Raw genomic sequence first — 22,544 nt, forward strand, 5'->3', positions numbered from 1 at the left:
GCGCGGCGGGTGTGCTCACCGGGCGCCGGCCGTCCTCGCGCGCTCACGCAACGCGGCGACCGCCCTGCCGGGGTCGTCGGCGCCGTACACCGCCGAGCCCGCGACGAAGCAGTCGACTCCCGCCTCGGCGGCCTGCTCGATGGTGTCGGCGTTGATCCCGCCGTCGATCTCGACGACGAGCCGCAGGTGCCCGGTGTCGACGAGCCTGCGCGCGGTCCGCACCTTGTCGAGCACCTCGGGCAGGAACGACTGGCCCCCGAACCCGGGTTCCACCGACATCACCAGCAGCGTGTCGTAGTGGCGCAGCGTGTCGAGGTGGTCGTCGAGCCGCGTCCCGGGCTTGACCGAGAAACCGGCCTTCGCTCCGGCGGCACGCAGATTCTTGGCGAGCATCACCGGATCGTGGGCGGCCTCGGCGTGCACGGTGACGTTGTAGGCGCCGGCCTCGGCGTAGGAGGGAGCCCACCGGTCCGGGTCGTCGATCATCAGGTGACAGTCGAGCGGCAGGTCGGTGCGCGGCAACAGCGACTCCACCACCGGCAGCCCGATGGTCAGGTTGGGCACGAAGTGGCCGTCCATCACGTCGACGTGTACCCAGTCGGCCCTGGCGTCGCCCACCCCCGCGACGGCGTCGATCTCCGTACCCAGACAGGAGAAGTCGGCGGACAGAATGCTCGGGGCGATCAATGGTGCGTGAGCCACACGTCGAGTGTAGAGGGGCCCGCGCCGCCAGGGTCGTCGGCGTTCACGGGCCCCGGGTCACCCGGCGCGCTCAGCCCTCCGGCCGCTTCCCCGCCGCGTCGACGACGGAGACGGACACCGCCGTGTAGCTCAGCACCGTGCCCTCGGGCAGGTCGGAGCCGCCGGAGGCCACCTGACGGTCACCCAGGAACCGCCCGGTGTCCGGATCGATGATGATCTCTTCGAGCACGGTGCCGTCGTCCATCCCGAGCGCCGTCCCCACGCGACCGTCCACGTTGGCCCGTTCCGCCGTGACCTCCAAGCCGGGCAACGACGCCAGCGCCGCGTAGAGCGCCGACCGCACCTCCTCGGTCAGCAATCCCGAGCGCAGTGCCTGCGCCGCGAGGACCAGCAGCTCCACGTCCCCCCGCGTGTTGTCGGGCGCGTCCCGCCGCAGCCGGTCCAGCAGCGCGCCCGGATCCCGCGGCAGCCCGGCCTGCCACTCCGGAGTCGGATTGTGCCAACCCCCGGGCCGAGTACACGGCTGTTCGGCGAACCAGTCGCCGCACGGTACCCGCCACTCGCCCTCGTCGACCTCGCCCGGAGTGAACTCCACCCCCGCCGCGCGGGCCTGCTCCTCCGACCCGAGCACCCACTCACGCTCGCCCGTCACGTCCCGGCGGTGCCACCACTCGTCGGTCTGCCGGTGCGGCACCCAGGTCTCGCGCAGGTGCTCGGAACGCCACGCGAACCGGGCCCCGCCCACCTCCGTGGTGGTGATCCACCACGCGTGGGTCTCGACGTAGCGGTACCGCCCCGGAGTGGTCGCGAGCCCCGCGGCGCTGCCCGAGGCGCGTTCGAGCGTGGCGGCGGCGGGCACCCCCACACCGTCGCCGGACGGCAGGATCTGGGTCACGGTGGCCCCGGCCGCGACCAGACCGGCCACGGCCGCCGCCACCCACCACCGCGACGGCCCGCGACGGCGCGGCAACGGCCCGCACTCCGACGTGGGCGGCAGCCCGGATCGCGCGCGCTCCACGACCGCCTCGTCGGCACGCACGTCGGCATGCAGCGCGTCGAGTGCCTCGTCCAGTTCGGCCTCGGTCCACACACGGCTCACGCCGCCGGTGCCGCCCGGGTCGTGTCGGCTCATGAGGGGTCCCCTTCCTGTGCTGCGGCATGGACACGCAGGCGACGGCGAACACGGTGCAGGCGGGAGCGGACCGTTCCCACGGGAATGTCGAGTGCCTCGGCCACCTCGGCCGAGTCGAGTCCGGCCCAGCTGGTGAGCAGGAGCACGTCCCGGTCCCCCGGGTCCAGTTCGGCGAGCGCACCCGCCAGCCCGCGCGCCCGCGCCTGGGCGTCCAGCCGGTCGGCGACCCGGCCCTCGTGCCCCTCCGCCGCGCCCGCGTCGCCCGACCGTGCCGTGGCCCGCAGCCCGCGCACCTCCTGGCGCACGTGCCTGCGCAAGAGGTTGGTCGCGATGCCGTAGAGCCAGGACCGCGCCGAGCCGCGGCTCGGGTCGTAGTGCTGCCGCCGCTGCCACGCCACCAGGAACGTCTCCGCGACGAGGTCGTCGGCCACGTCCCGGCTCCGGCGCGCCAGGTAGCGATGCAGCGGGCGAACATGACGGTCGAACATGCGTTCGAACTGCGGCCCTGGGTCCCGGCCGGAGAGGTCGGGCCGGTCGTCGGCGGACGAGTCGGCGGCAGCGAGTATGCCGCCGACCTCCGCGCGCGGGATCGGATCGTTCACACCCGGTGTTGCCCGCAGGAGCCCGCCGCGTTCACGCCCGCCGGTTCAGCGCTTGCGGGTCACCGCGCAGAACATGGCGTCGGTGCCGTGCCGGTGCGGCCACAGCTGCACGAACGGCCCGTTCCCGAGGTCGGGGACGCCCGGGAACAGGTCGCGGGCGTCGAGCACGTCCGCCTCGCCCCGGCGGGCCGCCTCCGCGATCACACCTTCCGTCTCGGCGAGGTGCGGGGAGCAGACGACGTAGGTCACCACCCCGCCGGGCCGCACCAGCCGGTACGCCGACGCCAGCAGCTCGGCCTGCAACCGCGTCAGGTCGGCGATGTCGCCGGGCTGCTTGCGCCAGCGGGCCTCCGGCCTGCGCCGCAGTGCCCCGAGCCCGCTGCACGGGGCGTCCACCAGCACCCGGTCGTACCCGCCGTCGAGCCCCGGGTCGCGGCCGTCCGCCACGCGCACGGTGACGGGCAGGTCGTCGACGGCCTCCCGCACCAGTTTGGCCCGGTGCTCGGCGACCTCGACCGCGTCGACCGTCGCACCCGACACCTGCGCCAGGCAGCCGAGCACCACCGTCTTGCCGCCGGGCCCGGCACACAGGTCGAGCCACCGCTCGTCGCCCTCCCCGGACAGCGGGGCCTTGGTGGCGGCCACGGCCACGAGCTGGCTGCCCTCGTCCTGCACGGTGGCGAGCCCCTCGTTCAGGACATCCGACTGGGCGAGGTCGCCCGCGCCGGAAGGAAGGTGGACGCCGTACGGCGAGTACGGCGCCACGTCACCGCCGGTGATGGCGGCGAGCTCGTCGGCACTGACCTGGCCGGGCTTGGCGAGCAGGTGCACCGCGGGCCGGGCGTCGTCGGCCTCCAGCGCCGCCCGCAGGTCGTCGCCCTTGTCGCCGAGTGACTCGGCGAACGCCCGCGCCACCCAGCGTGGATGCGACGTCCGCAACGCGAGCAGCGCCAGCGGATCGGAAGCCGCCTCGGACTCCAGCTCCGCGAGCCACTCCTGTTCGTCCTTCTCCCCCACCCGGCGCAGTACGGCGTTGGCGAAGCCCGCGACCCGCGATCCCGCGTCCTCGCGCACCAGGTCCACGGTGGAAGCCACGGCAGCGTGGGGCGGGATGCGGGTACGCAGCAGCTGGTAGGCCCCGAGCCGCAGCGCGTCGAGCACGACGGCGTCCACAGTGTCCAGCCCACGGTCCACGCAGCGCCCGATGATCGCGTCGAGCAGGCCGCTGGCCCTGGCGGTGCCGTAGGTGAGTTCGGTGGCCAGTGCGGCGTCCCTGCCGGTGATACGCCGCCGCCGCAACAGCTCCGGCAGGATGAGGTTGGCGTAGGCGTCGCGCTCGCTCACCGCACGCAGCGTGTCGAACGCCACGCGCCGGGCGGGGTCCCGCACGGGCGGCGCCTTCGGCCCCTGCTTGCGGGGCGCGGGCCGGGGCCCTCGCTGGGGCCGCTGAGCACGGCCTCGCCGCCGGTCGTCGGTCATGTCAGCCGCTCTCCCTGTTCGATGCGGGTACCCCTGGCCCAGTCGGTGGCGGCCATGCGTTTCTTGCCGTGTGCCTGCACCTCGCCGAGCACGACGGGCGCCGTCGCGGTGCCCACCAGCACCCGCCTGCGTTCCAGCACCAGTTCCCCCTGAGCCGGGCTCGCCTCGCCCTCGGCCACCGTCACGGGCCCGAGTTTCAGGCGTTGGTCCCGGAACCGCGCCCACGCGCCGGGTTCCGGCGTCACTGACCGGATGTGCCGATCCACGCCGAGGGCGGGCTGGGTGAAGTCCGCCCTCGCGTCCTCGACGGACAGTTTGGGCGCGTAGCTCACGCCGTCGGCCGGTTGCTCCACGGCACCGACCTCACCGGAGGCCAGACCGTCCAGAGTCGACACCAGCAGGGCCGCACCCGACACCGCGAGCCGGTCCAGCAGTGCGCCCGCCGTGTCGGTCGCGTCGATGCGCTCGGTGACGGTGCCGAACACCGGGCCCGCGTCCAGCTCGCGCACGAGACGGAAGGTCGAGGCACCGGTGATCTCGTCCCCCGCCCTGATCGCCGCCTGCACCGGGGCGGCGCCCCGCCACGCGGGCAGCAACGAGAAATGCAGGTTGATCCACCCGTGGCGCGGTATCGCGAGTGCGCGTTCCGGCAGCAGCGCACCGTAGGCCACGACGGGACAGGCGTCGGGCGCGAGCTCCGTGAGCCGGGCGAGGAAATCCTCGTCGCCCGCCCTGCGTGGGGTGAGTACCTCGATGCCGTGCTCGTCGGCCAGCGCGCCCACGGGTGAGCGCAGCACCTTACGCCCGCGCCCCGCGGGGGCATCGGGCCTGGTGACGACGGCGGCGACCTCGTGACGGCCGGAATCGAGCAGCGCGCGCAGGGAGGGCACGGCCGGCGCGGGCGTGCCCGCGAACACGACCCTCATGCGCGGACCGGTGTGGTGCGTGGTGAGGACATCGCGGTTCAGTCTAGAACCCGGCGCGCCGCCGCCTCACGCGCGGCAGTGCTGTCGCGGTGTGCCACCAAAGCCGCGCGGGCCTCGGCGCTGTGCTGACCCGGCCCTCAGCCCCGCGTGCCGAACTCGGCTGGGAACACCCACCGGCGGAACGCCCAGAACCGCCAGAGCATCGCCAGCGCGACACCGAGCACCGACGCGCTGGCGAAGTCGGCCACCTCCTGCGTGAACCGGTCCACGTGCGGCACCTGGAGGTTCAGTGCGTATCGCGACAGGTACAACGGCACGACGTTGATGATCAGCGCTGCCGCGCTCACGGCGAAGAACAGCGCCGCCTCGTGCGGGCGCTCCCGCCCGCCCCTGGTGCGAAACGACCACTCGCGGTTGAGCACGTACGACACGATCGTGGCGACGAGGATGCCGATGCCCTTGGCCGTGGTGGGATGCTCCACCAGGATCGTCAGCTTGAGCAGGTACCAGACGGCGTTGTCCACCACGAACGTGACCGCACCGACGCAGGCGAACTTGACGAGTTCACGGTGCCGGATCGCCCTGGCGCGCACGGTGCCCGGCAGCAGGACCAGCACGGCTTCGATCGCACCCACGCGGCCGGACTACGTGTGCGCCGCCGGACGACGGGCGGGTTCGCAGCAGCGGGTCGCGCAGGGCGCGCCGTTGGCGGTGTCGCCACCGTTGACGAGGTCGGACAGCGAGCGCGGTGACACGCCCTCGGTCTGCTCCCGCACCAGCTCCACCACCAGCCGCGCGAACCGGGGGTCGTCGTTGGGCGTCGCGGCGCGCGCGAAGCGCATCTCCAGCTCGGTGGCCCTGTCCGCGGCCTCGTTGTCGAGGTCCCAGATCACCTCGAGGTGGTCGGACACGAACCCGATCGGGCTGCACACCACCGCGCGCACGCCCTCGTCGTGCAGCGCGTCGATGTGGTCGACGACGTCCGGTTCCAGCCACGGCACCTGTGGCGGTCCCGACCGGGACTGCCAGACGACGTCGTAGGTCTCGGCGCCGACCTCGGCCGCCACCAGCCTCGCCGCCTCCGCCACCTGGCGGGAGTAGCGATGCCCGCCCTCCTCCGGCGGGCCTGCGGCCGCGTCGGCGGCCGTCGGCACCGAGTGCGCGGTGAACACCAGCCGCGCGCCGGGATCGCCGACCTGGGTGTAGGCGTCGCGGACGGCGTCGGCGACGGACTCCACGAACAGCGGGTGGTCGAAGAACTGGCGCAGCTTCACCAGCTGCGGTGCGCCCTCACCGAACGCGGCCCTGGCGCGCAGGATGTCCTCGTCGTACTGGCGGCACGCCGAGTACCCGCCGTAGGCACTCGTGGCGAACACCAGGGCGTTGCTCACCCCGTCGGCGGCCATCCTCGCCACGGTGTCCTCCACCAGCGGGTGCCAGTTGCGGTTGCCGAAGTAGACGGGCAGCGACAGGTTCTGCCGGGCCAGCTCGCCCTCCACGGCGGCGATGGCCTCCCGGTTCAGCCGGTTGATCGGCGACACCCCGCCGAAGTGGTGGTAGTGCTCGGCGACCTCGGCGAGCCGCTCCGGTGGCACTCCCCGGCCGCTGGTGACCCTCTCCAGAAACGGCATGACGTCGTCCGGTCCCTCGGGTCCGCCGAACGACAACCACAGCAACGCGTCGTAGTCCACGCCCTCATCCTGCCGTCGCCCCGCACGCGGCGCAGACCGGGGGTGTGCCCATGCGCGACCGCCGTCTCACCCCGCGTCACGGGCGGGCGGGCGTGGCGTCGCTGCTCACGCGCCCCCTACGACGCCGGTGTCGCCTCCGCGCTGTCGCCGGTGACGCGAAGTTCGCGACGAATCCACTCGATCGCCGAGGCGTGCCGAGGCGCCCAGGCCAGCTCCGTGCGTGCCGCGCCACCCCGCACTCGGCTGTTGGAACCAAGGGCATAGACGGCCGGTTCGTAGCCCCATGCCTCGATCGCGGAGTCCAGGTCCCAGGGCTGGGCGGGTGGCAGGCCCAGCGTCTCGGCGATGGCCTGGGCCATGTCGGCGAACGAGTCCTCACCGTTCTCCACGAAGTAGAACGAACCCGCCAGAGCGCTGGTCAGTGCCCGTAGGTAGAGGTCGACGACGTCATCGATATGCACGGTGGACCAGATGTTGTGCCCGCGGCCGATATGCCGGGCGGTTCCGGTTGCCGTGGCCACGGCGACCAGGCGCGGGAGCTGCACACTGTCCCTGGCGAGCCCGCGACCGTGCCCGTAGATCAGGCTGTTGCACAGCACAACGGACCGGATGTTGTCGGCGGAGCCCGCCAGCACGAGACGATCGATCTCCACCCGGGCCGCTTTGTCCTCGGTCGGCCGCCAAGACCCGCCGGGACGGACATCGGCCTCGGTGAACACGTGGTGGGAGGCCTCGCCCCGCGCATCATCGCCCACGACGCTGGATCCGCTGGTGTGCAGCAGTGGTTTGCCCGAACCTGCCAGTGCCTCGGTGAATGCGACCACCGCGCCACGGTGGTCGCTGTCCGCTGCGTTGATCACCGCGTCGGCCTTCGTCGCCTGGCGGGCCAGCAGCTGCGCGTCGTCCAGTGAGCCGACGACGGGATCGATCCCGAGCCGAGCCAGCCGATCGGCGGCCGCCGGCTGCCGGGTCAGGCCGGCCACGTCGTGGCCCGCACGACACAACCCCACCGCGACGGAACCACCGATGTAGCCGGTTGCGCCCGTGATGAACACCCGCATTTTCCCGCCCCCAAGGATCTCAACTAGTTGCACATGCACTATGTGTATATGCAGATACTTTCAGCGCGTGAGTCCTCTGTCAAACTGGACCGATGCGAGACGGCCAACCCGTCGTTACCCTCCCCACCCTCCTGGAGCGGCGCTGGCAGGCGCTACGCCGACTTCAGGCCCGCGTCGACGACGCCGTAGAACGTTCACTCCAGGGCGAGCACGGGCTGTCCGTGTCGGAGTACCTCGCCCTGGCCGCGCTGGCCTTCTCGGACGACGGGGGACACCTGCGGCAGCAGGTGCTCGCCGACGCGATACCGCTGAACCACAGTTCGGTCAGCCGCTTGGTCGGCCGACTCGAACGGGCCGGTCTCACCGAGCGTTACCACTGCGACACCGATCGGCGGGGCGTGTACACCCAACTCACCGAACATGGGCGACGACTGCTTGAACGTGCCCGCGGCACCTACCTCCAAGCGCTGGACACCGAACTGCGCCATGCCCGACAGGATCCACAGCTCGCCGATCTCGTCGCGCAGATCGACAGCGACGCCGACGGCTGCCTCGGCTACGTCGGTCAATCCCACGACTAGAGTCGTCCCATGCCACGTCCACGGGAGTTCGACGAGGCCACCGCCGTGTCGGGGGCGCTGACCGCCTTCCGGGCCGCCGGATACGAGGCCACCTCGACCCAGGAGTTGTGCGAGGCCACCGGCCTGGGCCGCAGCAGCGTCTACAACGCCTTCGGCAGCAAGCACGCGCTGTTCCGGCGGGCACTGCGGCGCTACTTCGACGACACGATGGAGCGCTACCGGCTCCTGGTGGACGAGCCCCGGCCCGTGCGCGAGATCGTGCGCACCGTGTTCACCTCGGTGATCGAGGACGAGGCCGGGCCGGGCTCCCGAGGGTGCTTCGCCGTCAACACCGCCGCCGAACTCGGCGGACGCGACCCGGTGATCACCGAGGACCTGCGCGGGCACGCCGAGGACATCGTCGTGCTGTTCGCCGACCTCGTCCGTCGCGGGCAGCGGGACGGCGAACTCGATCCGGGCGCCGACCCGACGGCGGTGGCCGAGTTCGTCCACGGCACCGTCGGTGGCCTGCGGGTGCTCTCCCGCACCGGGTTCGGTCGCGCGGCACTGGAGCACATGGCGGAGCGGGCGCTCACCGCGCTGTGAGCGCCCGCCGCTCAGCGACGGATCGACGGATCACTGCCCGGTGGCGTGGACGCCGCCGTCGACCCAGACCATCGATCCGGTGGTGGCCGGGAGCCAGTCCGACAGCAGCGCGCAGATGCTCTTGGCCACCGGCTCCGGGTCCGTGGTGTCCCAGCCGAGCGGGGCACGATCGCCCCAGCCGTCCTCCAGCTCACCGAAGCCGGGAATGGACTTGGCGGCCATGGTCTTCACCGGCCCCGCCGCCACGAGGTTGACGCGCACACCGTGCGGTCCGAGCTCACGGGCGAGGTAGCGGTTGACCGACTCCAGCGCCGCCTTCGCGACGCCCATCCAGTTGTAGGCGGGCCACGCGACCCGCGCGTCGAAGTCCATGCCGACCAGCGACGAGCCACGGCTCAGCAACGGCAGCACGGCCGCGGCCAGCGACTTGTACGAGTAGGCCGAGACCTCCACGGCGGTGGCGACGTCGCCGGCGGGCGCGTCCATGAACGGCGCGCCCAGGCAGGTCGGCGGCGCGTAGGCGATCGAGTGCAGCACACCGTCGAGACCGTCCACGTGCTCGCGCACCCGGTCCGCGAGCGTGTCGAGATGCTCGGGGTTCTGCACGTCCAGTTCCAGCACCGGCGCGGGCTCGGGCAGGCGCTTGGCGATGCGTTCCACCAGCGACAGCCGCCCGAACCCGGTGAGTACCACCTGGGCACCCTGTTCCTGCGCGGCCCTGGCCGCGTGGAACGCGATCGACGCGTCGGTGATCACGCCCGTGATCAGCAGCCGCTTGCCTTCGAGCAGTCCGGGCACAGTCATCCTCCAAGTTCGGGATTCGGGAGATCGGAAGGGTGGGCGGTGGGCTCAGTGGCCCATGCCGAGGCCGCCGTCGACGGGCAGCACCGCGCCGTTGACATAGGAGGCGTCGTCGGAGGCCAGGAACCGCACGGCGCGCGCGACGTCGCCCGCCTCGCCGTAGCGGCCCGCCGGGATGCGCTCCAGCGCCGACGACCGCTGCTCGTCGGTGAGCTCGTCGGTCATGTCGGTGACGATGAAGCCGGGAGCCACGACGTTCGCGGTGATGTTGCGCGACCCGAGCTCCCTGGTCAGCGAGCGCGCGAGCCCCACGAGACCGGCCTTGCTGGCGGCGTAGTTCACCTGGCCCGCGCCACCGCTCAGCCCGACCACCGACGAGATGAACACGAACCGCCCCCACCTGCCGCGCAGCATTCCCCGCGAGGCCCGCTTGGCGACGCGGTAGGCACCCGTCAGGTTGGCGTCCACGACCCGGGAGAACTGGTCCTCGCTCATGCGCATGAGCAAGGTGTCGTCGGTGATCCCGGCGTTGGACACCAGCACCTCGACCGGACCCTGGTGCTGCTCGATCTGCTGGAACGCCGCGTCCACCTGCTCGGCGTCGGTGACGTCGGCCTTCACCCCGAACAGGCCCTCCGGCGCGCCCGAACCGCGGTGGGTCACCGCGACGCTGTGACCGGCGTCGGCGAGTTCGCGCGCGATCGCCAACCCGATGCCGCGATTACCGCCGGTGACCAGAACGGACCGTCCCACGTGATACTCCTCGCGCCGAGATGGGTACATGCTGCAGCGCCGACATTATCCTTCTCGGACGGCGGCGTCGCGGCTGGGACCGGCGCGTCGTCACCGCAGGTAGGTGCGGTCGCCGAAGTCGTCGTCCCCGTCGTCCGGGCCGTGCTCACCGTCCGCGCCGCGCCGCTGCGCTTCCGCACGTTCCCGTTCCCGCAGTTCGGCGAACTGCCGCTCCCCCAGCGCCGCCAGCTCGTCGCGCTCCTCGTCGGACAGTGCGCGGTACTGCTCGGCGCCCTGCTCGGCGAGCGGGTTCAACGCCCGGGCGAACGCCGCGGATCCGGCCACGTCGCGCAGGCCGCGCCTGCCGGTCAGCACGTCGTCCACCAGATGGCGGAACTCCGGGTCCTCGGTCTTGCCGCGCAACAGCGTCAGCGAATTGCGGAGGTGGCGGGACAGCGCCGCGTCGCCTCGGGCGACGTCGAGCAGCGGGTCCGGGCTCGCCTCGGCCATGTCAGACTCCCGGGTGGTCGTAGTTGCTCTCCGGCAGGGCGTGCTTTTCCAGGTCGTCCAACGTGCCCAGGTAGCCCGCGACGAGCCCGACCAGCCCCTGCGCGCTGTTCCACGCGATGGTGTGAGCCTGCAGGACGTCGCCCCACACGCCGAGCGCCTTCGACACCGTGGCCACCGCGGCGGCGCCCGACAGCACCGGGCCGATCACGGTCCAGCTACTCGCCGCGGCGGCGGCGAGTTCGAGCCCGAGCGCGATCAGCAGGTCCATGAGCATCTCCAGCGAGGCCTTGATCGCGGCTGCCGCCTCGTACATGCCCACGGCCGTGGTCTCGAAGTCGCCGCCCATCGCCTCCAGGCTCTGCTGCTGGTCCCCGACCGTGCCCGCGAGCCCCGTGAAGTACTCGTTCGCGCTGTCGGCGGCGTTGCCCTGCCAGTCGTGCGCGACGGCACCGCACGCCGTCGTGATGCTGTTGGCGTACTCGGCGCTGAACTCACCGAGGTTCTTCAAGGCGATGCCCGCGCGCTGGACCGCCTCCCAGTCGCCCGCCATCTCCTGGGCGACCCACTCGAAGGGGTTGACGTCGAAGACGGCGTCGATCGCCTGCCCCACCCAGTAGGACACGCTGATGTACTGACTGATGCCGATGACGTTCTCGAGTAGGTCCGGGATCGGGTCCGACGCCTGCGGGTCCGTCAACGCGGCGGAGGGATCACTCATGGTCAGTCGCCCGTCTCGTACGTGCGGTCGAGCCGCTCGGCCTTCTCGTCGTCGGTCTCCTGGTACATCACGGCGGCCTTGTCCACTTCCGCCGCCGAGGTCCGCTGGATCGTCGCGAGACGGCCGTAGTTCGCCGTCAACGCCTCCAGCACGTCGGCCGCCGCACCGGCCACCGTGGCGAACATGCGGGCGTCGCCCGCGGTGACATTCAGGTGGTCGGACACGTAGTCCTTCGCCGCGTTGGCGTCGGACACCAGGCCGTCCATCGCCTCGCCGAACTTCCGGATGCTTCCGGGCTCCGCCCTGAATCCCATACGATGCTCACCGCCGCGTCCTGGTCCGCTGTCTCGCGCGGACTGTACCAACGCCCACGGACCGGCCAGGACCGCGACGGCGAGCACGGACGCAGACGGGCAGGGAGCGAACGATGTCATCCGACCGGGCGCGAGTGCGGATCCCCGCCGAACTGGCCGCGGACGGCACCGGCCTGCCCGACCGCTGCGCCCGGCACGGCCGGCCCGCCGCGAGGCGCGCCGACTTCGCCCTCCAGTCGAAGGTCCGGGTGGAGGGCAACCGGGCGTTGAGCGCCAACGCGCTCAGCACGGCGAGCAGGCTGAGCCGCTACGCCGAACGGGTGCGCGTCGTACCCGTTCGGGCCTGGCCGTTGTGCCGGTCCTGCCTGCGCCTGCGGCGCTCGTGGCTGGCGGTGACACTGCTGCTGTTCGTGGGCGGGCTCACGGCGTTCGTCGGCTCACTGCTGGTCGGCGTGCTCTCCGACGACGCTCCCCGTGCTCTCGCGGGCGCCGCCGCGGGCGGGTTCGTCGCGCTGGTGCTCTCGGCGCTGCCGTTCAGCAGGGCGGGTCTCGGGCGGATCGCCGGTGCGTTCACCAGCGACGACGGCACCGAAGTGGAGGTCGCCGACCCGAGCGCGGAGTTCACCACGGACCTCGCGCGTCACCGGGGCCCCGCGCCGGGGCCTTCGTAGCGGGCCCGAACCGGCCCCGTGCGGCCGTGCCGGGGCGACCCGGCAGAATCGTCGCCGTGTTCCGGATCGTGTTCTTCCATCCCGAGATTCCAGGCAACACCGGCAACGCGATCCGGCTCGCCGCCAACACCGGCTGCGAACTGCACCTGATCGAACCGCTGGGGTTCTCGCTGGAGGACCGCTACCTGCGCAGGGCGGGCCTGGACTACCACGACCTGGCGGAGGTGCGGATTCATCGCGATCTGGAGGGGGCCTGGCAGGCACTCGCCCCGGAACGGGTCCACGCGTTCACGGCACGGGCGCGGCTCAGGCACACCGACGTGTCCTACGCGGCGGGCGACGTCCTGCTGTTCGGCCCCGAGTCGGTGGGCCTGCCGTCCGAGGTGCTGGCCGACCGGCGGATCACCGGCCGGGTGCGGCTGCCGATGGTGCCCGCGTCCCGCTCGCTGAACCTCACCAACACGGCGTCGGTCGCCGTGTACGAGGCGTGGCGCCAGCACGACTTCGCGGGTGCGGGATCAGGGCAACCGCTGGCCGATCAGCAGTGAACTCGCGGCGGCGCCCACGAGGGCGATGGTGCCCAGCGCCACCCACGGCCTGCTGTTGTCCACTTCCTTGGTCTCGTAGCCGATCTGCTCGCCGAGGCTGTCGTACACCCGCTTGAGTTCCTCGGCGGTGGCGGCCTTGTAGAAGTCGCCGCCCGACAACCGCGCGATCTCGCGCATGGACGTGTCGTCGACCTCCACCGGTACCTGCTTACCCTCGATCTCCACGCTGCCGTAGGACGTGCCGAAGGAGATCGTGCTGACCGGGATGTCCTTCTGCTTGGCCATGCCCGCCGCCGTGAACGCTCCACGCGGTGCGTACTCGTCCTGCGGCACGGTCTGCTTGCCGTCCGTCATCAGCACGATCCGGGAGGGCGGCGGCCCCTCGGCACCCCCGACGACGGCGGAGAAGCTCTCGATGGACTGGAGGGCGGCGAAGATGCCCTCCCCCGTGGCGGTGGACTGCGCGAGCTTGAGGTTCTCGATCGCGTGGGTCACGCCGCCCCGCTCCGTGGTGGGCGCCACCAGCACCGTGGCCGTGCCCGCGAAGGAGATCAACCCGAGGTTGACTCCCGGGGTCAGGCCCTCGGCGAACGAACGCGCGGCGTCCTGCGCGGCACGCAGCCTGCTGGGCTCGACGTCCGTCGACTTCATCGACAGTGACACGTCGACCACCAGCATGACCGTGGCGCGGTTGCGCGGCACCTTCTGCTCGGCCGTCGGACCGGCCAGCGCGAACGTCAGCAGCAGCAGCGACACGACCAGCAGCGCGGCCGGCACGTGCCGCGCCCGGCCCTGTCCCCGAGGCGCGACCCGCTCCAGCAGTTCCAGGTTCGTGAACCGCAGGGTGCGTTTGCGGCGGGAACGCAGCGCGAGCACGTAGCCCACCACCAGCGCCGCCACCACGACGACCAGCAGGAACCACCACGGCGCCGCGAATCCGGACACGCTCATGAGGCAGCTCCCGACCATCCTCGCTTGCGGGCCACGGCGAAGCGCACCAGGTCGGCGATCCAGTCGGAGTCCGTGCGCAGCACGAGGTGCCCCGCCCCGGCCTGCCGGATCGCGCGCGCCACCTCGGCCCGGTGGGCGCTCGCGGCGGCGGCGAACTCCTTGCGCAGCAGAGCCGAGACGTGGACGTCGCGCTGCCGCCCCGACTCGGGGTCGGCCAGCACGACCGATCCGACCTCGGGCAGGTCGACGTCGCGCGGGTCGAGCACCTCCACGGCCATCAGGTCGTGCCGCGCCGACAGTGCCCGCAGCGGGCGCTCCCACGTCACGGGGCCGAGGAAGTCCGAGATCACGACGGCGAGGCCACGACGGCGCGGCGGCCTGCGCAGCTTGTCCACCAGCGTCGCGAGGTCGCCGCGTGTGCCCTCCTCGGCGCTCGGCAGTGTCGCGACCCTGCGGACCAGGTCACGGGCATGGCCGAGGCCGCCCCGGGGCGGGACCCGCACGGTCTCGGCGCCGTTCGACAGCAGCGCGCCGATGCGGTTGCCACCGCCGCCGGTGAGGTGGGCGACGGCGGCGACGGCGCACACCACGAGGTCACGCTTCTCGCAGGCCGCGGTGCCGAAGTCCAGGCTCGGCGAGAGGTCGGCCACCACCCAGGTCTCCAGCTCGCGGTCGGCGACCGTCTCGCGAATGTGCGGGGTGGTCGTCCGCGCGGTGACCGCCCAGTCCATGCGGCGGACGTCGTCGCCGGGCTGGTACGGCCGGGCCTCACCGGGTTCGGAACCGGGGCCGGGCACCAGTCCCAGGTGATTGCCCTGCAGAAGCCCGTCGAGCCGGCGCCGGACGTCCAGTTCCAGGGTGCGCAGCCCGGCCTCCATCCGGTCGCCCCGCAGAATGGGCGGCGCCCACGTGGGCCGGTTCGCCCTGGCGTCGTTGTTCGGTGTCATGTCGGCCCGCTACCTGCCGGGCACACCTGCCGGGACCGCGGGTCCCGTGCCGGGGCCGGGTCCCTGGGGCCGGGCCGACACCTGCGGCAGCGGCACGGCCTGCAACACCCGGTTGACGATGTGGTCGAGCGGCACGCCGTCGGCCAGCGCGTCGTACGACAGCACGAGCCGGTGGCGCAGCACGTCGGGCACGATGTCCACCACGTCCTGCGGCAGCACGTAGTCCCGGCCCCGCACCAGCGCGAGCGCGCGGGCACCGGAGATGACCCCGAGGCTCGCCCGCGGCGAGGCTCCGTAGGAGACCCAGCCCGCGACGTCGGTGAGGCCGTGCTCACCGGGTTTGCGGGTCGCCAGCACCAGCCGCACCACGTAGTCCACCAGCGCGTGGTGGACGAAGACCTGGGACGCGACGTCCTGCAGCCGCACCAGCTCGTCGGGCGAGAGCACCTGCTGCGGTTCCGGCGGAGTCACGCCCATGCGGTAGACGATCTCGCGCTCCTCCTCCGCCGTCGGGTACTCGACGACGATCTTGAAAAGGAAGCGGTCGCGCTGGGCCTCCGGCAGCGGGTAGACGCCCTCGTTCTCGATGGGGTTCTGGGTCGCGAGCACCAGGAACGGGTGCGGCATCGGGAACGTCTCGCCGCCGATGGACACGTGCCGCTCCGCCATGATCTCCAGCATGGCCGACTGGACCTTCGCGGGCGCGCGGTTGATCTCGTCGGCGAGGACGAAGTTGGCCAGCACCGGCCCCAGCTCGACGTCGAACTTCTCGCTGGACTGCCGGTAGATCCGGGTTCCCAGGATGTCGGCTGGCACGAGGTCGGGGGTGAACTGCACGCGGGAGAACGATCCGCCCACCACCCGGGCGAACGTCTCGACCGCGAGCGTCTTCGCGACACCGGGCACGCCTTCCAGCAGCAGATGGCCCTTCGCCAGCAGCCCGACCAGCATGCGCTCGACGAGCCGGTCCTGCCCCACGATGACGCGCTTCACCTCGAACACGGTGCGCTCCAGCAACTGCGCGTCCTGCGCCGGGGTGCCGGGCTCGGTCACACCTACCTCCTCGCTGGCGACCACTGGTGTGCCCCGTGACCGTACCGGGTGCCCGGGGTGGGACTGATCACGGCCGTGCAGTCGCCAGGAAACTCCCCGGCCGGTGTGACGGCTGTGAAGCCTGGTCAGGGGCGCAGGTCCTCCGGTGTGTCGATGTCACGGGCCTCGTCCGCCAGCGCCGCGACCTCCACAATGGACGACATACCCAGGGTGCCACGCATCGACGCGCCCCGGGGCTCGGTGGGCACGGCCGTGGTCAGGGCCGCCCGCCGCCAGATGCCCGTGAGCCATTGCCGGTGGCCCGTCTCGTCGACGAGCAGCGCACCGTCGGCCGCCGGGTCGCCACGCAGAGCGGACCACAACCGGGCGACCGTGTGCGCGGTCACGCCGGGCAGGTCCGCCGCCAGCACCGCCACGGTCATGCCGGTCGCGTCGCTCGTCCCGGTGGTATCGGTCGTCTCGGTCGTGTCGCTCGCATCGGTCATATCGTCGGAGGGCGGCGCGAGCCGGTCCAGCAGGGCCAGCGCGGCGGCCAGCGCCGCCACCGGACCGGAGCCCGGCGGCTCCTCGCGCACCCAGCGCACGTCCGCGGGCAGTGGCCTGCGGGGACCCACGACGATCACCGGCTCGGCCGCGCGCAACGCCGTCGTGGCCGTGACCAGCAACGGAACGCCTTCGACGCGCAGCGACGGCTTGTCGATCCCGCCGAGCCGCCGCGCGGCTCCGCCCGCGAGCACGACACCGGCCAGCCCCGGCAGCACGGGCGGGGACGGCACTTCGGTCACGCGGTCACTACTCCACCAGGCGGGTGACGTACGGCATGATGCCGCTGTAGCGTACCGGCGCGACGCGCACGTGTCCGCCCGAGTACGGGGCCTCCACCATCTGCCCGTCGCCCAGGTACAGCGCGACGTGGTGTATGCGACCCGGGCCCCAGAACAGCATGTCGCCGCGCCGCATCTGCGCCAGCGGTATCTTGCGGCCCGCCTCGTACTGGTAGCCGCTGTAGTGCGGCAACGCCGCCACGGAGGCGAACGCGTAGATCATCAGCCCCGAGCAGTCGAACCCGATCTTGTTGTAGTCACCGTGGGCGTCGGCGACGCCGCCGTCGCGGATGCCGTAGGTGGGCCCGTGCGCGTTGCCACCGCCCCACGCGTAGGGCACACCCAGCTGGGACAGCGCTCGCGCGACGACGGACTCGACGACGTCACCGGAGTGGCCCGAGGCAGCCGGGGGCGTGGCGGGGGCGGCGGGGGCGGGCGCCGCCGGGGGCGCGGCGGCGGCCTGCTGGTCCCGCCACCGCTCGTAGCGATCACGTTGGGCATGCAGGCCGTCCACGGTGTTTCTGGCCTGAGCGAGGCGCCGTTCGACGTCGCGCTTGTCCGCCTCGACGGCCCGCAGTTCGCGCTGCTGCTCCCGCGCGGCGGACACCGCGTCGGCCATCGCGGCGTCGGCCGCCTCGCTGGCCTGCCGGGCCTCCACCCGCCGCGTCTCGGCGGTGCGCAGCGCCTCGCGAGCGTCGGCGTCGGCGTTCGCCGCCTCCACGAGCGCGTCCTGGAGTCGGCGCAGCGTGCCGAGGTGGACCTCACCGACGGCGCCCAGCAGTTGCTCCCGCGCGAGCACATCGCGCGGATTCTCGGCGCCCAGGTAGGCGCCGACGGAGCCGATGACGCCGCCCTGGCGGTAGCTGCCCGCCACGAAGTCGTCGAAGTCACGCCGGGCGTCACCGAGCGTCGCGCGGGCACCGTGGGCCCGCCGTTCGGCGGCGGTGGCCGCCCGGTCGGCCTCCTCCGCGGCGGCCACGGCGGAGTCGTGGTCGACCCGTGCCTTGTTGGCGGCCTCACGCTGGGCCGCGACCTCGGCGTGGAGCTCGCCCAGCCGGGCTTCGGTCTCCGCGAGGTCGTTGGCCAGCCGCCCCACGGCGTCGGCCCTGCGCTGCGCCCGCTCCTCGCTCTGGCGGATCTCGGAGTCACTCGGGTTGTCGGGCGGCTGGGCCGAGGCCACGTGGCAGGCGCCGCTGAGCGCCGCCACCAGCAGCGCGAGGACGGCGGCCGGCCGGGACGTTCGCACTCGCTCGCTCGGCACCGGTGTCACCTCCACGTCGGATGGCTCCCGACTGTGCCACCGGTGTCACAGGCACACCACGCGCACCAGGCGAAACACGAGTTTCTCCCTGCGAATTCAGGCATCCGGGTGACGGGTGCCGCGCTCGTCCGGGTGACCCAGCGCCGGAGGGGTGGTGCAGCGAAGGCCACCTTCGCTGCACCACACGCAGTCAAGGTGGCCTTCGCTGCACAAGCCAGGGCGCCACGGATGCCGCTATCACACCCCCGGAGCACACCGGTGGGCTATCCTGACCTTGACCAGAAAAAGGACAAGCGTACGGTTTAGTGGGCAGGCCGTCGCGACGGCCACCTCCGCGGGCGCTGCGGACGCGGTGGGGGTGGGCGACACTCGACCTGCTCCTACCCGAACCACCGCCGCCACTGGAGTGACACGTGACTGCACCCGCCAGCAAGAACAGCTTCGGCGCCCGCGACACGCTCCAGGTCGGTGACGCCTCCTACGAGGTGTTCCGCCTGGACAAGGTCGAGGGCTCGCAGCGTCTGCCGTACAGCCTGAAGATCCTGCTCGAGAACCTGCTGCGCACCGAGGACGGCGCCAACATCACCGCCGAGCACATTCGCGCGCTCAGCGGCTGGGACCCCACCGCGGACCCGGCCACCGAGATCCAGTTCACGCCCGCGCGCGTCGTGATGCAGGACTTCACCGGGGTTCCCTGCGTGGTGGACCTCGCCACCATGCGCGAGGCGGTCACGGAGCTGGGCGGCGATCCCGACAAGGTCAACCCGCTGGCGCCCGCGGAACTCGTGATCGACCACTCGGTGATCATCGACGTGTTCGGCCGCGCCGACGCCTTCGAGCGCAACGTCGAGATCGAGTACGAGCGCAACCGTGAGCGCTACCAGTTCCTGCGCTGGGGCCAGAACGCCTTCGAGGAGTTCAAGGTCGTCCCGCCGGGAACCGGCATCGTCCACCAGGTCAACATCGAGCACCTGGCGCGCACCGTGATGGCCCGGGGCGGACAGGCCTACCCCGACACCTGCGTCGGCACCGACTCCCACACCACGATGGTCAACGGCCTCGGCGTGCTCGGCTGGGGCGTCGGCGGCATCGAGGCCGAGGCCGCGATGCTGGGCCAGCCCGTGTCGATGCTGATCCCTCGCGTGGTCGGCTTCAAGCTCACCGGCGAGATCCCGCCGGGGGCCACCGCCACCGACGTCGTGCTGACGATCACCGAGATGCTGCGCAGGCACGGTGTGGTGGGCAAGTTCGTCGAGTTCTACGGCGAGGGCGTGGGCGCGGTGCCGCTGGCCAACCGGGCCACGATCGGCAACATGAGCCCCGAGTTCGGCTCCACGGCGGCGATCTTCCCGATCGACGACGAGACGCTGCGCTACCTGAGGCTCACCGGCCGCTCGGCCGAGCAGCTCGCGCTCGTCGAGGCGTACGCCAAGGAGCAGGGCCTGTGGCACGACCCGAGCCGTGAAGCCGAGTACTCCGAGTACCTCGAACTCGACCTCTCGACCGTGGTGCCGTCGATCGCGGGCCCGAAGCGCCCGCAGGACCGGATCGAGCTGACCGACGCCAAGTCCTCGTTCCGCAAGTCGCTGCACGACTACGTGGAGGAGAACCACCCGGTTCCCCACACCAAGATGGACGAGGCGTCCGAGGAGTCGTTCCCGGCGAGCGACCCGGCGTCGCTGCAGTTCGCCGACGACGGCGCCGTCGAGGTCCACTCGGCGGCCAACGGCTCGTCCGGCCGCCCGACCAAGCCGGTGACGGTGTCGTCGGCCGACCGTGGCGAGTTCGTGCTCGACCACGGCGCCGTGGTGATCGCCTCGATCACGTCGTGCACCAACACGTCCAACCCGTCGGTGATGCTGGGCGCCGCCCTGCTGGCGCGCAACGCGGTGGAGAAGGGCCTCTCGGTCAAGCCGTGGGTGAAGACGTCGATGGCGCCCGGCTCGCAGGTCGTCACCGACTACTACGACCGCGCCGGACTGTGGCCGTACCTGGAGAAGCTGGGCTATCACCTGGTGGGCTACGGCTGCACCACCTGCATCGGCAACTCCGGCCCGCTGCCCGAGGAGATCTCGGCCGCGATCCAGGAGAACGACCTCACCGCGGTGTCGGTGCTGTCGGGTAACCGCAACTTCGAGGGCCGCATCAACCCCGACGTGAAGATGAACTACCTGGCGTCGCCGCCGCTGGTCATCGCGTACGCGCTGGCGGGCACGATGGACTTCGACTTCGAAGGCCAGCCGCTGGGCCAGGACTCCGACGGCAACGACGTCTACCTGCGGGACATCTGGCCGTCGCCGCAGGAGATCCAGCAGACGATCGACTCGTCGATCACGCAGGACATGTTCACCACCGACTACGCCGACGTGTTCGACGGCGGGCCGCGGTGGAAGTCGCTGCCGACGCCGGAGGGCAAGACGTTCGCGTGGGACGGCGAGTCCACCTACGTGCGCAAGCCCCCGTACTTCGAGGGCATGGCGGCGTCGCCGGACCCGGTCACCGACATCGCGGGCGCGCGGGTGCTGGCGAAGCTGGGGGACTCAGTGACCACCGACCACATCTCCCCCGCCGGTGCGATCAAGGCGGACACCCCCGCGGGCCGCTACCTCACCGAGCACGGCGTCGAGCGCAGGGACTTCAACTCCTACGGCTCCCGCCGGGGCAACCACGAGGTGATGATCCGGGGCACGTTCGCCAACATCCGGCTGCGCAACCAGCTGCTCGACGACGTGCAGGGCGGCTACACCCGCGACTTCACGCAGGAGGGCGGCCCGCAGGCGTTCATCTACGACGCGGCGCAGAACTACGCGGCGCGCAGCACGCCGCTGGTGGTGCTCGGCGGCAAGGAGTACGGCTCCGGTTCGTCGCGTGACTGGGCGGCCAAGGGCACGCGGCTGCTCGGAGTCCGCGCGGTGATCGCCGAGTCGTTCGAGCGCATCCACCGCTCGAACCTGATCGGGATGGGCGTGATCCCGCTCCAGTTCCCCGAGGGCGAGTCGGCGTCGTCGCTGCGGCTCGACGGCACCGAGACCTACGACGTCAGCGGCATCACGGCCCTCAACGAGGGCGAGACGCCGCGCACGGTGCGCGTCACGGCCACACGGGAGGACGGCACGACCGTCGAGTTCGACGCCGTCGTCCGCATCGACACGCCGGGCGAGGCCGACTACTACCGCAACGGCGGCATCCTGCAGTACGTGCTGCGGAAGATGACCTCGGCCTGATCCGGGTCGCCGCGAAGGCCACCTTCACCGCGTCCGGCGCTGTGAGGGTGGCCTTCGCCGCGCCATGACCCGGGAGGGCACCCATGTCGGAGATCCTGCTGGCGGGACTGGCGCTGGCGTGCGGCGCGCTCGTGCAGGGCGCCGTGGGATACGGGATGAACCTCATCGCGGCGCCGCTGCTGACACTCGTGGACCCGCGGCTGGTTCCCGTGCCACTGCTGGTGATCGCGCTGGCGCACGCGCTGCTGACGGTGGCGCGCGAGCATCGCCACGTCGACTGGCGCGGCGTGGGCTTCGTGACCGCGGGCAGGCTTCCCGGCACCGCGCTCGGGGTGCTGGCGGTGGCGTTGCTCGCACCCCGTGCTTTCGCCGGCGCGGTCGCCGTCGCGGTGCTCGTCTGCGTGGTGCTGTCCGTGGTGTCGTGGACACCGCGCCCCGCCCCGCGCTCGCTGCTGGTGGCGGGGCTGGCCAGCGGCACGTTCGGTACCGCGTCGTCCATCGGGGGCCCGCCGCTGGCGTTGCTGTACCAGCACTCGGCGGGCCCGGAGATCCGCGCTACGCTGGGGGCCTGCTTCGCGCTGGGCTCGTCGATCTCGCTGCTGGCGCTGGGCCTGGCGGGACAGGTGAACACCGGCCACCTCGTCACGGTGGCCTGGCTGCTGCCGTTCCTGGTCGCCGGGTTCCTGCTGTCCGGGCCCGCACGCCGGTTCCTGCACGGGCGGCGGATGCGCGTCGCGGTGCTGTCGGTGGCGACCGTCAGCGCGCTGGTGCTGCTGACGCGAAGTGTCGTGGGCTGAGCTCGGGGCTCACGGCCGGGGCGCGAGGACGAAGACCGGCAGCTCGCGCCCCGCCCAGCGCGCCTCGGCACCGTAGCCGGGCCAGAATTCGAGCAGCCGCCGCCACAGCGCGGCGTGGGCCTCGCCCCGCACCTCCCGCGCCCGCACCGGTGCCGGCACGCCGCCCACGGTCACGGTCGCGTCGGGCTCCGCCCGCAGGTTGAACGCCCAGTCCGGGTCACGGGGCCGCCCCCAGTTGGACCCGACCACCACGAAGGTGTCGCCGTCGGGGAAGTAGAGCAGCCCGGTGGTGTGCCGTACCCCGCTGCGCCTGCCGACCGTGGTCAGTCGCAGGGACGGCAGGCCCGCGATCCCGAGCAGGCTCCACCGGCCCCGCGACAGGCGGTGCAACCGCGAGTCCGCCCACAGCACGGCCGGGGCGCACCGCATCATCC

Annotated in this window: 25 protein-coding genes; 6 read left to right on the plus strand and 19 right to left on the minus strand. The window is 72.2% G+C overall.

Going from position 1 to position 22,544, the window contains the following annotated elements; genetic code table 11:
• Nucleotides 1-15: 15 nt before the first annotated feature.
• From rpe to FFT09_RS03565, 8 genes are all read right to left on the minus strand, one after another.
• Entirely contained in the window at nt 16-687 is a 672-nt protein-coding gene (gene rpe / locus FFT09_RS03525; protein ID WP_138382042.1) for a ribulose-phosphate 3-epimerase, read from the minus strand.
• An 85-nt stretch (nt 688-772) separates the two neighbouring features.
• Nucleotides 773-1,834 (minus strand): CU044_5270 family protein, encoded by a 1,062-nt coding sequence (locus FFT09_RS22845; RefSeq protein WP_167305327.1) that lies wholly within the window; start codon nt 1,832-1,834, stop codon nt 773-775.
• Nucleotides 1,831-2,436 (minus strand): RNA polymerase sigma factor, encoded by a 606-nt coding sequence (locus FFT09_RS03540; RefSeq protein ID WP_420852666.1) that lies wholly within the window; start codon nt 2,434-2,436, stop codon nt 1,831-1,833. The genes FFT09_RS22845 and FFT09_RS03540 overlap by 4 nt, the downstream gene beginning before the upstream one ends.
• Nucleotides 2,437-2,481: 45 nt before the next feature.
• Nucleotides 2,482-3,915: an RsmB/NOP family class I SAM-dependent RNA methyltransferase gene (locus tag FFT09_RS03545; RefSeq protein ID WP_138381802.1), complete on the minus strand. Its 1,434-nt coding sequence runs from the start codon at nt 3,913-3,915 to the stop codon at nt 2,482-2,484.
• Nucleotides 3,912-4,841 carry a methionyl-tRNA formyltransferase gene (fmt, locus tag FFT09_RS03550; protein WP_024874294.1) on the minus strand — a complete coding sequence of 310 codons (930 nt, stop codon included), beginning with the start codon at nt 4,839-4,841 and terminating at the stop codon, nt 3,912-3,914. Before fmt ends, FFT09_RS03545 begins: the two co-directional genes overlap by 4 nt.
• A gap of 137 nt (nt 4,842-4,978) precedes the next feature.
• On the minus strand, nt 4,979-5,476 hold the full coding sequence (locus FFT09_RS03555) for a GtrA family protein (protein ID WP_208544345.1): 498 nt from the start codon (nt 5,474-5,476) through the stop codon (nt 4,979-4,981).
• A 9-nt stretch (nt 5,477-5,485) separates the two neighbouring features.
• A complete protein-coding gene (locus tag FFT09_RS03560; protein WP_138381803.1) occupies nt 5,486-6,532 on the minus strand; it encodes a ferrochelatase in 1,047 nt (348 codons plus the stop codon).
• A gap of 116 nt (nt 6,533-6,648) precedes the next feature.
• Nucleotides 6,649-7,593 (minus strand): NAD-dependent epimerase/dehydratase family protein, encoded by a 945-nt coding sequence (locus tag FFT09_RS03565; RefSeq protein ID WP_138381804.1) that lies wholly within the window; start codon nt 7,591-7,593, stop codon nt 6,649-6,651.
• Between the two features lie 92 nt (nt 7,594-7,685).
• On the opposite strand from FFT09_RS03565, the gene FFT09_RS03570 reads away from it, so the two are divergent.
• Nucleotides 7,686-8,174, plus strand: coding sequence for a MarR family winged helix-turn-helix transcriptional regulator (locus FFT09_RS03570; protein WP_167305328.1), 489 nt, complete (start codon nt 7,686-7,688; stop codon nt 8,172-8,174).
• A 9-nt stretch (nt 8,175-8,183) separates the two neighbouring features.
• Nucleotides 8,184-8,759, plus strand: coding sequence for a TetR/AcrR family transcriptional regulator (locus tag FFT09_RS03575; RefSeq protein ID WP_138381805.1), 576 nt, complete (start codon nt 8,184-8,186; stop codon nt 8,757-8,759).
• Between the two features lie 30 nt (nt 8,760-8,789).
• Here FFT09_RS03575 and fabI read toward each other — a convergent pair whose 3' ends face one another.
• The 5 genes from fabI to FFT09_RS03600 form a co-directional block, all read right to left on the minus strand.
• The gene (gene fabI / locus FFT09_RS03580) at nt 8,790-9,557 is read right to left on the minus strand and encodes an enoyl-ACP reductase FabI (RefSeq protein ID WP_081190711.1); all 768 of its coding nucleotides are present in this window, start codon (nt 9,555-9,557) and stop codon (nt 8,790-8,792) included.
• A gap of 51 nt (nt 9,558-9,608) precedes the next feature.
• Nucleotides 9,609-10,313, minus strand: coding sequence for a beta-ketoacyl-ACP reductase (fabG, locus tag FFT09_RS03585; RefSeq protein ID WP_081190712.1), 705 nt, complete (start codon nt 10,311-10,313; stop codon nt 9,609-9,611).
• 90 nt (nt 10,314-10,403) lie between these two features.
• A complete protein-coding gene (locus FFT09_RS03590) occupies nt 10,404-10,802 on the minus strand; it encodes a hypothetical protein (protein WP_138381806.1) in 399 nt (132 codons plus the stop codon).
• Between the two features lies 1 nt (nt 10,803).
• Nucleotides 10,804-11,520, minus strand: a complete 717-nt coding sequence (locus FFT09_RS03595) for a hypothetical protein (protein WP_081190714.1) — start codon at nt 11,518-11,520, stop codon at nt 10,804-10,806.
• 2 nt (nt 11,521-11,522) lie between these two features.
• Complete coding sequence (locus FFT09_RS03600) at nt 11,523-11,834, minus strand: type VII secretion target (protein WP_138381807.1); 312 nt, start codon at nt 11,832-11,834, stop codon at nt 11,523-11,525.
• Between the two features lie 113 nt (nt 11,835-11,947).
• On the opposite strand from FFT09_RS03600, the gene FFT09_RS03605 reads away from it, so the two are divergent.
• Complete coding sequence (locus FFT09_RS03605; RefSeq protein WP_138381808.1) at nt 11,948-12,505, plus strand: hypothetical protein; 558 nt, start codon at nt 11,948-11,950, stop codon at nt 12,503-12,505.
• Nucleotides 12,506-12,561: 56 nt separating this feature from the next.
• The gene (locus FFT09_RS03610) at nt 12,562-13,053 is read left to right on the plus strand and encodes a tRNA (cytidine(34)-2'-O)-methyltransferase (RefSeq protein ID WP_138381809.1); all 492 of its coding nucleotides are present in this window, start codon (nt 12,562-12,564) and stop codon (nt 13,051-13,053) included.
• On the opposite strand, the gene FFT09_RS03615 is transcribed toward FFT09_RS03610, so the two are convergent.
• From FFT09_RS03615 to FFT09_RS03635, 5 genes are all read right to left on the minus strand, one after another.
• Nucleotides 13,024-14,004: a VWA domain-containing protein gene (locus FFT09_RS03615; protein ID WP_024874305.1), complete on the minus strand. Its 981-nt coding sequence runs from the start codon at nt 14,002-14,004 to the stop codon at nt 13,024-13,026. The genes FFT09_RS03610 and FFT09_RS03615 overlap by 30 nt on opposite strands.
• Nucleotides 14,001-14,951 carry a DUF58 domain-containing protein gene (locus tag FFT09_RS03620; RefSeq protein WP_081190718.1) on the minus strand — a complete coding sequence of 317 codons (951 nt, stop codon included), beginning with the start codon at nt 14,949-14,951 and terminating at the stop codon, nt 14,001-14,003. Before FFT09_RS03620 ends, FFT09_RS03615 begins: the two co-directional genes overlap by 4 nt.
• Before the next feature lie 9 nt (nt 14,952-14,960).
• Nucleotides 14,961-16,004 carry an AAA family ATPase gene (locus FFT09_RS03625; protein ID WP_024874307.1) on the minus strand — a complete coding sequence of 348 codons (1,044 nt, stop codon included), beginning with the start codon at nt 16,002-16,004 and terminating at the stop codon, nt 14,961-14,963.
• Between the two features lie 125 nt (nt 16,005-16,129).
• Entirely contained in the window at nt 16,130-16,789 is a 660-nt protein-coding gene (mobA, locus tag FFT09_RS03630) for a molybdenum cofactor guanylyltransferase (RefSeq protein ID WP_138381810.1), read from the minus strand.
• 7 nt (nt 16,790-16,796) lie between these two features.
• Nucleotides 16,797-18,089: an NlpC/P60 family protein gene (locus FFT09_RS03635; RefSeq protein ID WP_138381811.1), complete on the minus strand. Its 1,293-nt coding sequence runs from the start codon at nt 18,087-18,089 to the stop codon at nt 16,797-16,799.
• 413 nt (nt 18,090-18,502) lie between these two features.
• On the opposite strand from FFT09_RS03635, the gene FFT09_RS03640 reads away from it, so the two are divergent.
• Nucleotides 18,503-21,313: an aconitate hydratase gene (locus FFT09_RS03640; RefSeq protein WP_138381812.1), complete on the plus strand. Its 2,811-nt coding sequence runs from the start codon at nt 18,503-18,505 to the stop codon at nt 21,311-21,313.
• Nucleotides 21,314-21,396: 83 nt separating this feature from the next.
• Entirely contained in the window at nt 21,397-22,110 is a 714-nt protein-coding gene (locus FFT09_RS03645) for a sulfite exporter TauE/SafE family protein (protein WP_081190721.1), read from the plus strand.
• A 9-nt stretch (nt 22,111-22,119) separates the two neighbouring features.
• Here the strand turns inward: FFT09_RS03645 and FFT09_RS03650 are convergent, their stop codons facing one another.
• The gene (locus FFT09_RS03650; protein ID WP_138382044.1) at nt 22,120-22,539 is read right to left on the minus strand and encodes a nitroreductase family deazaflavin-dependent oxidoreductase; all 420 of its coding nucleotides are present in this window, start codon (nt 22,537-22,539) and stop codon (nt 22,120-22,122) included.
• Between the last annotated feature and the right edge of the window lie 5 nt (nt 22,540-22,544).

Origin of the sequence: Saccharomonospora piscinae (assembly GCF_005862235.1) — a bacterium.
GTDB lineage: Bacteria > Actinomycetota > Actinomycetes > Mycobacteriales > Pseudonocardiaceae > Saccharomonospora > Saccharomonospora piscinae.

Excerpts from the sequence above, each read along its gene's own strand:
- FFT09_RS22845 (WP_167305327.1), bottom strand. The coding sequence starts at position 1,834 with ATGAGCCGACACGACCCGGGCGGCACCGGCGGCGTGAGCCGTGTGTGG.
- FFT09_RS03645 (WP_081190721.1), top strand. The coding sequence starts at position 21,397 with ATGTCGGAGATCCTGCTGGCGGGACTGGCGCTGGCGTGCGGCGCGCTC.
- fmt (WP_024874294.1), bottom strand. The coding sequence starts at position 4,841 with ATGAGGGTCGTGTTCGCGGGCACGCCCGCGCCGGCCGTGCCCTCCCTG.
- FFT09_RS03570 (WP_167305328.1), top strand. The coding sequence starts at position 7,686 with ATGCGAGACGGCCAACCCGTCGTTACCCTCCCCACCCTCCTGGAGCGG.
- FFT09_RS03620 (WP_081190718.1), bottom strand. The coding sequence starts at position 14,951 with ATGACACCGAACAACGACGCCAGGGCGAACCGGCCCACGTGGGCGCCG.
- FFT09_RS03565 (WP_138381804.1), bottom strand. The coding sequence starts at position 7,593 with ATGCGGGTGTTCATCACGGGCGCAACCGGCTACATCGGTGGTTCCGTC.
- FFT09_RS03545 (WP_138381802.1), bottom strand. The coding sequence starts at position 3,915 with ATGACCGACGACCGGCGGCGAGGCCGTGCTCAGCGGCCCCAGCGAGGG.
- FFT09_RS03575 (WP_138381805.1), top strand. The coding sequence starts at position 8,184 with ATGCCACGTCCACGGGAGTTCGACGAGGCCACCGCCGTGTCGGGGGCG.
- FFT09_RS03600 (WP_138381807.1), bottom strand. The coding sequence starts at position 11,834 with ATGGGATTCAGGGCGGAGCCCGGAAGCATCCGGAAGTTCGGCGAGGCG.
- FFT09_RS03650 (WP_138382044.1), bottom strand. The coding sequence starts at position 22,539 with ATGCGGTGCGCCCCGGCCGTGCTGTGGGCGGACTCGCGGTTGCACCGC.
- FFT09_RS03605 (WP_138381808.1), top strand. The coding sequence starts at position 11,948 with ATGTCATCCGACCGGGCGCGAGTGCGGATCCCCGCCGAACTGGCCGCG.
- FFT09_RS03590 (WP_138381806.1), bottom strand. The coding sequence starts at position 10,802 with ATGGCCGAGGCGAGCCCGGACCCGCTGCTCGACGTCGCCCGAGGCGAC.
- FFT09_RS03615 (WP_024874305.1), bottom strand. The coding sequence starts at position 14,004 with ATGAGCGTGTCCGGATTCGCGGCGCCGTGGTGGTTCCTGCTGGTCGTC.
- FFT09_RS03595 (WP_081190714.1), bottom strand. The coding sequence starts at position 11,520 with ATGAGTGATCCCTCCGCCGCGTTGACGGACCCGCAGGCGTCGGACCCG.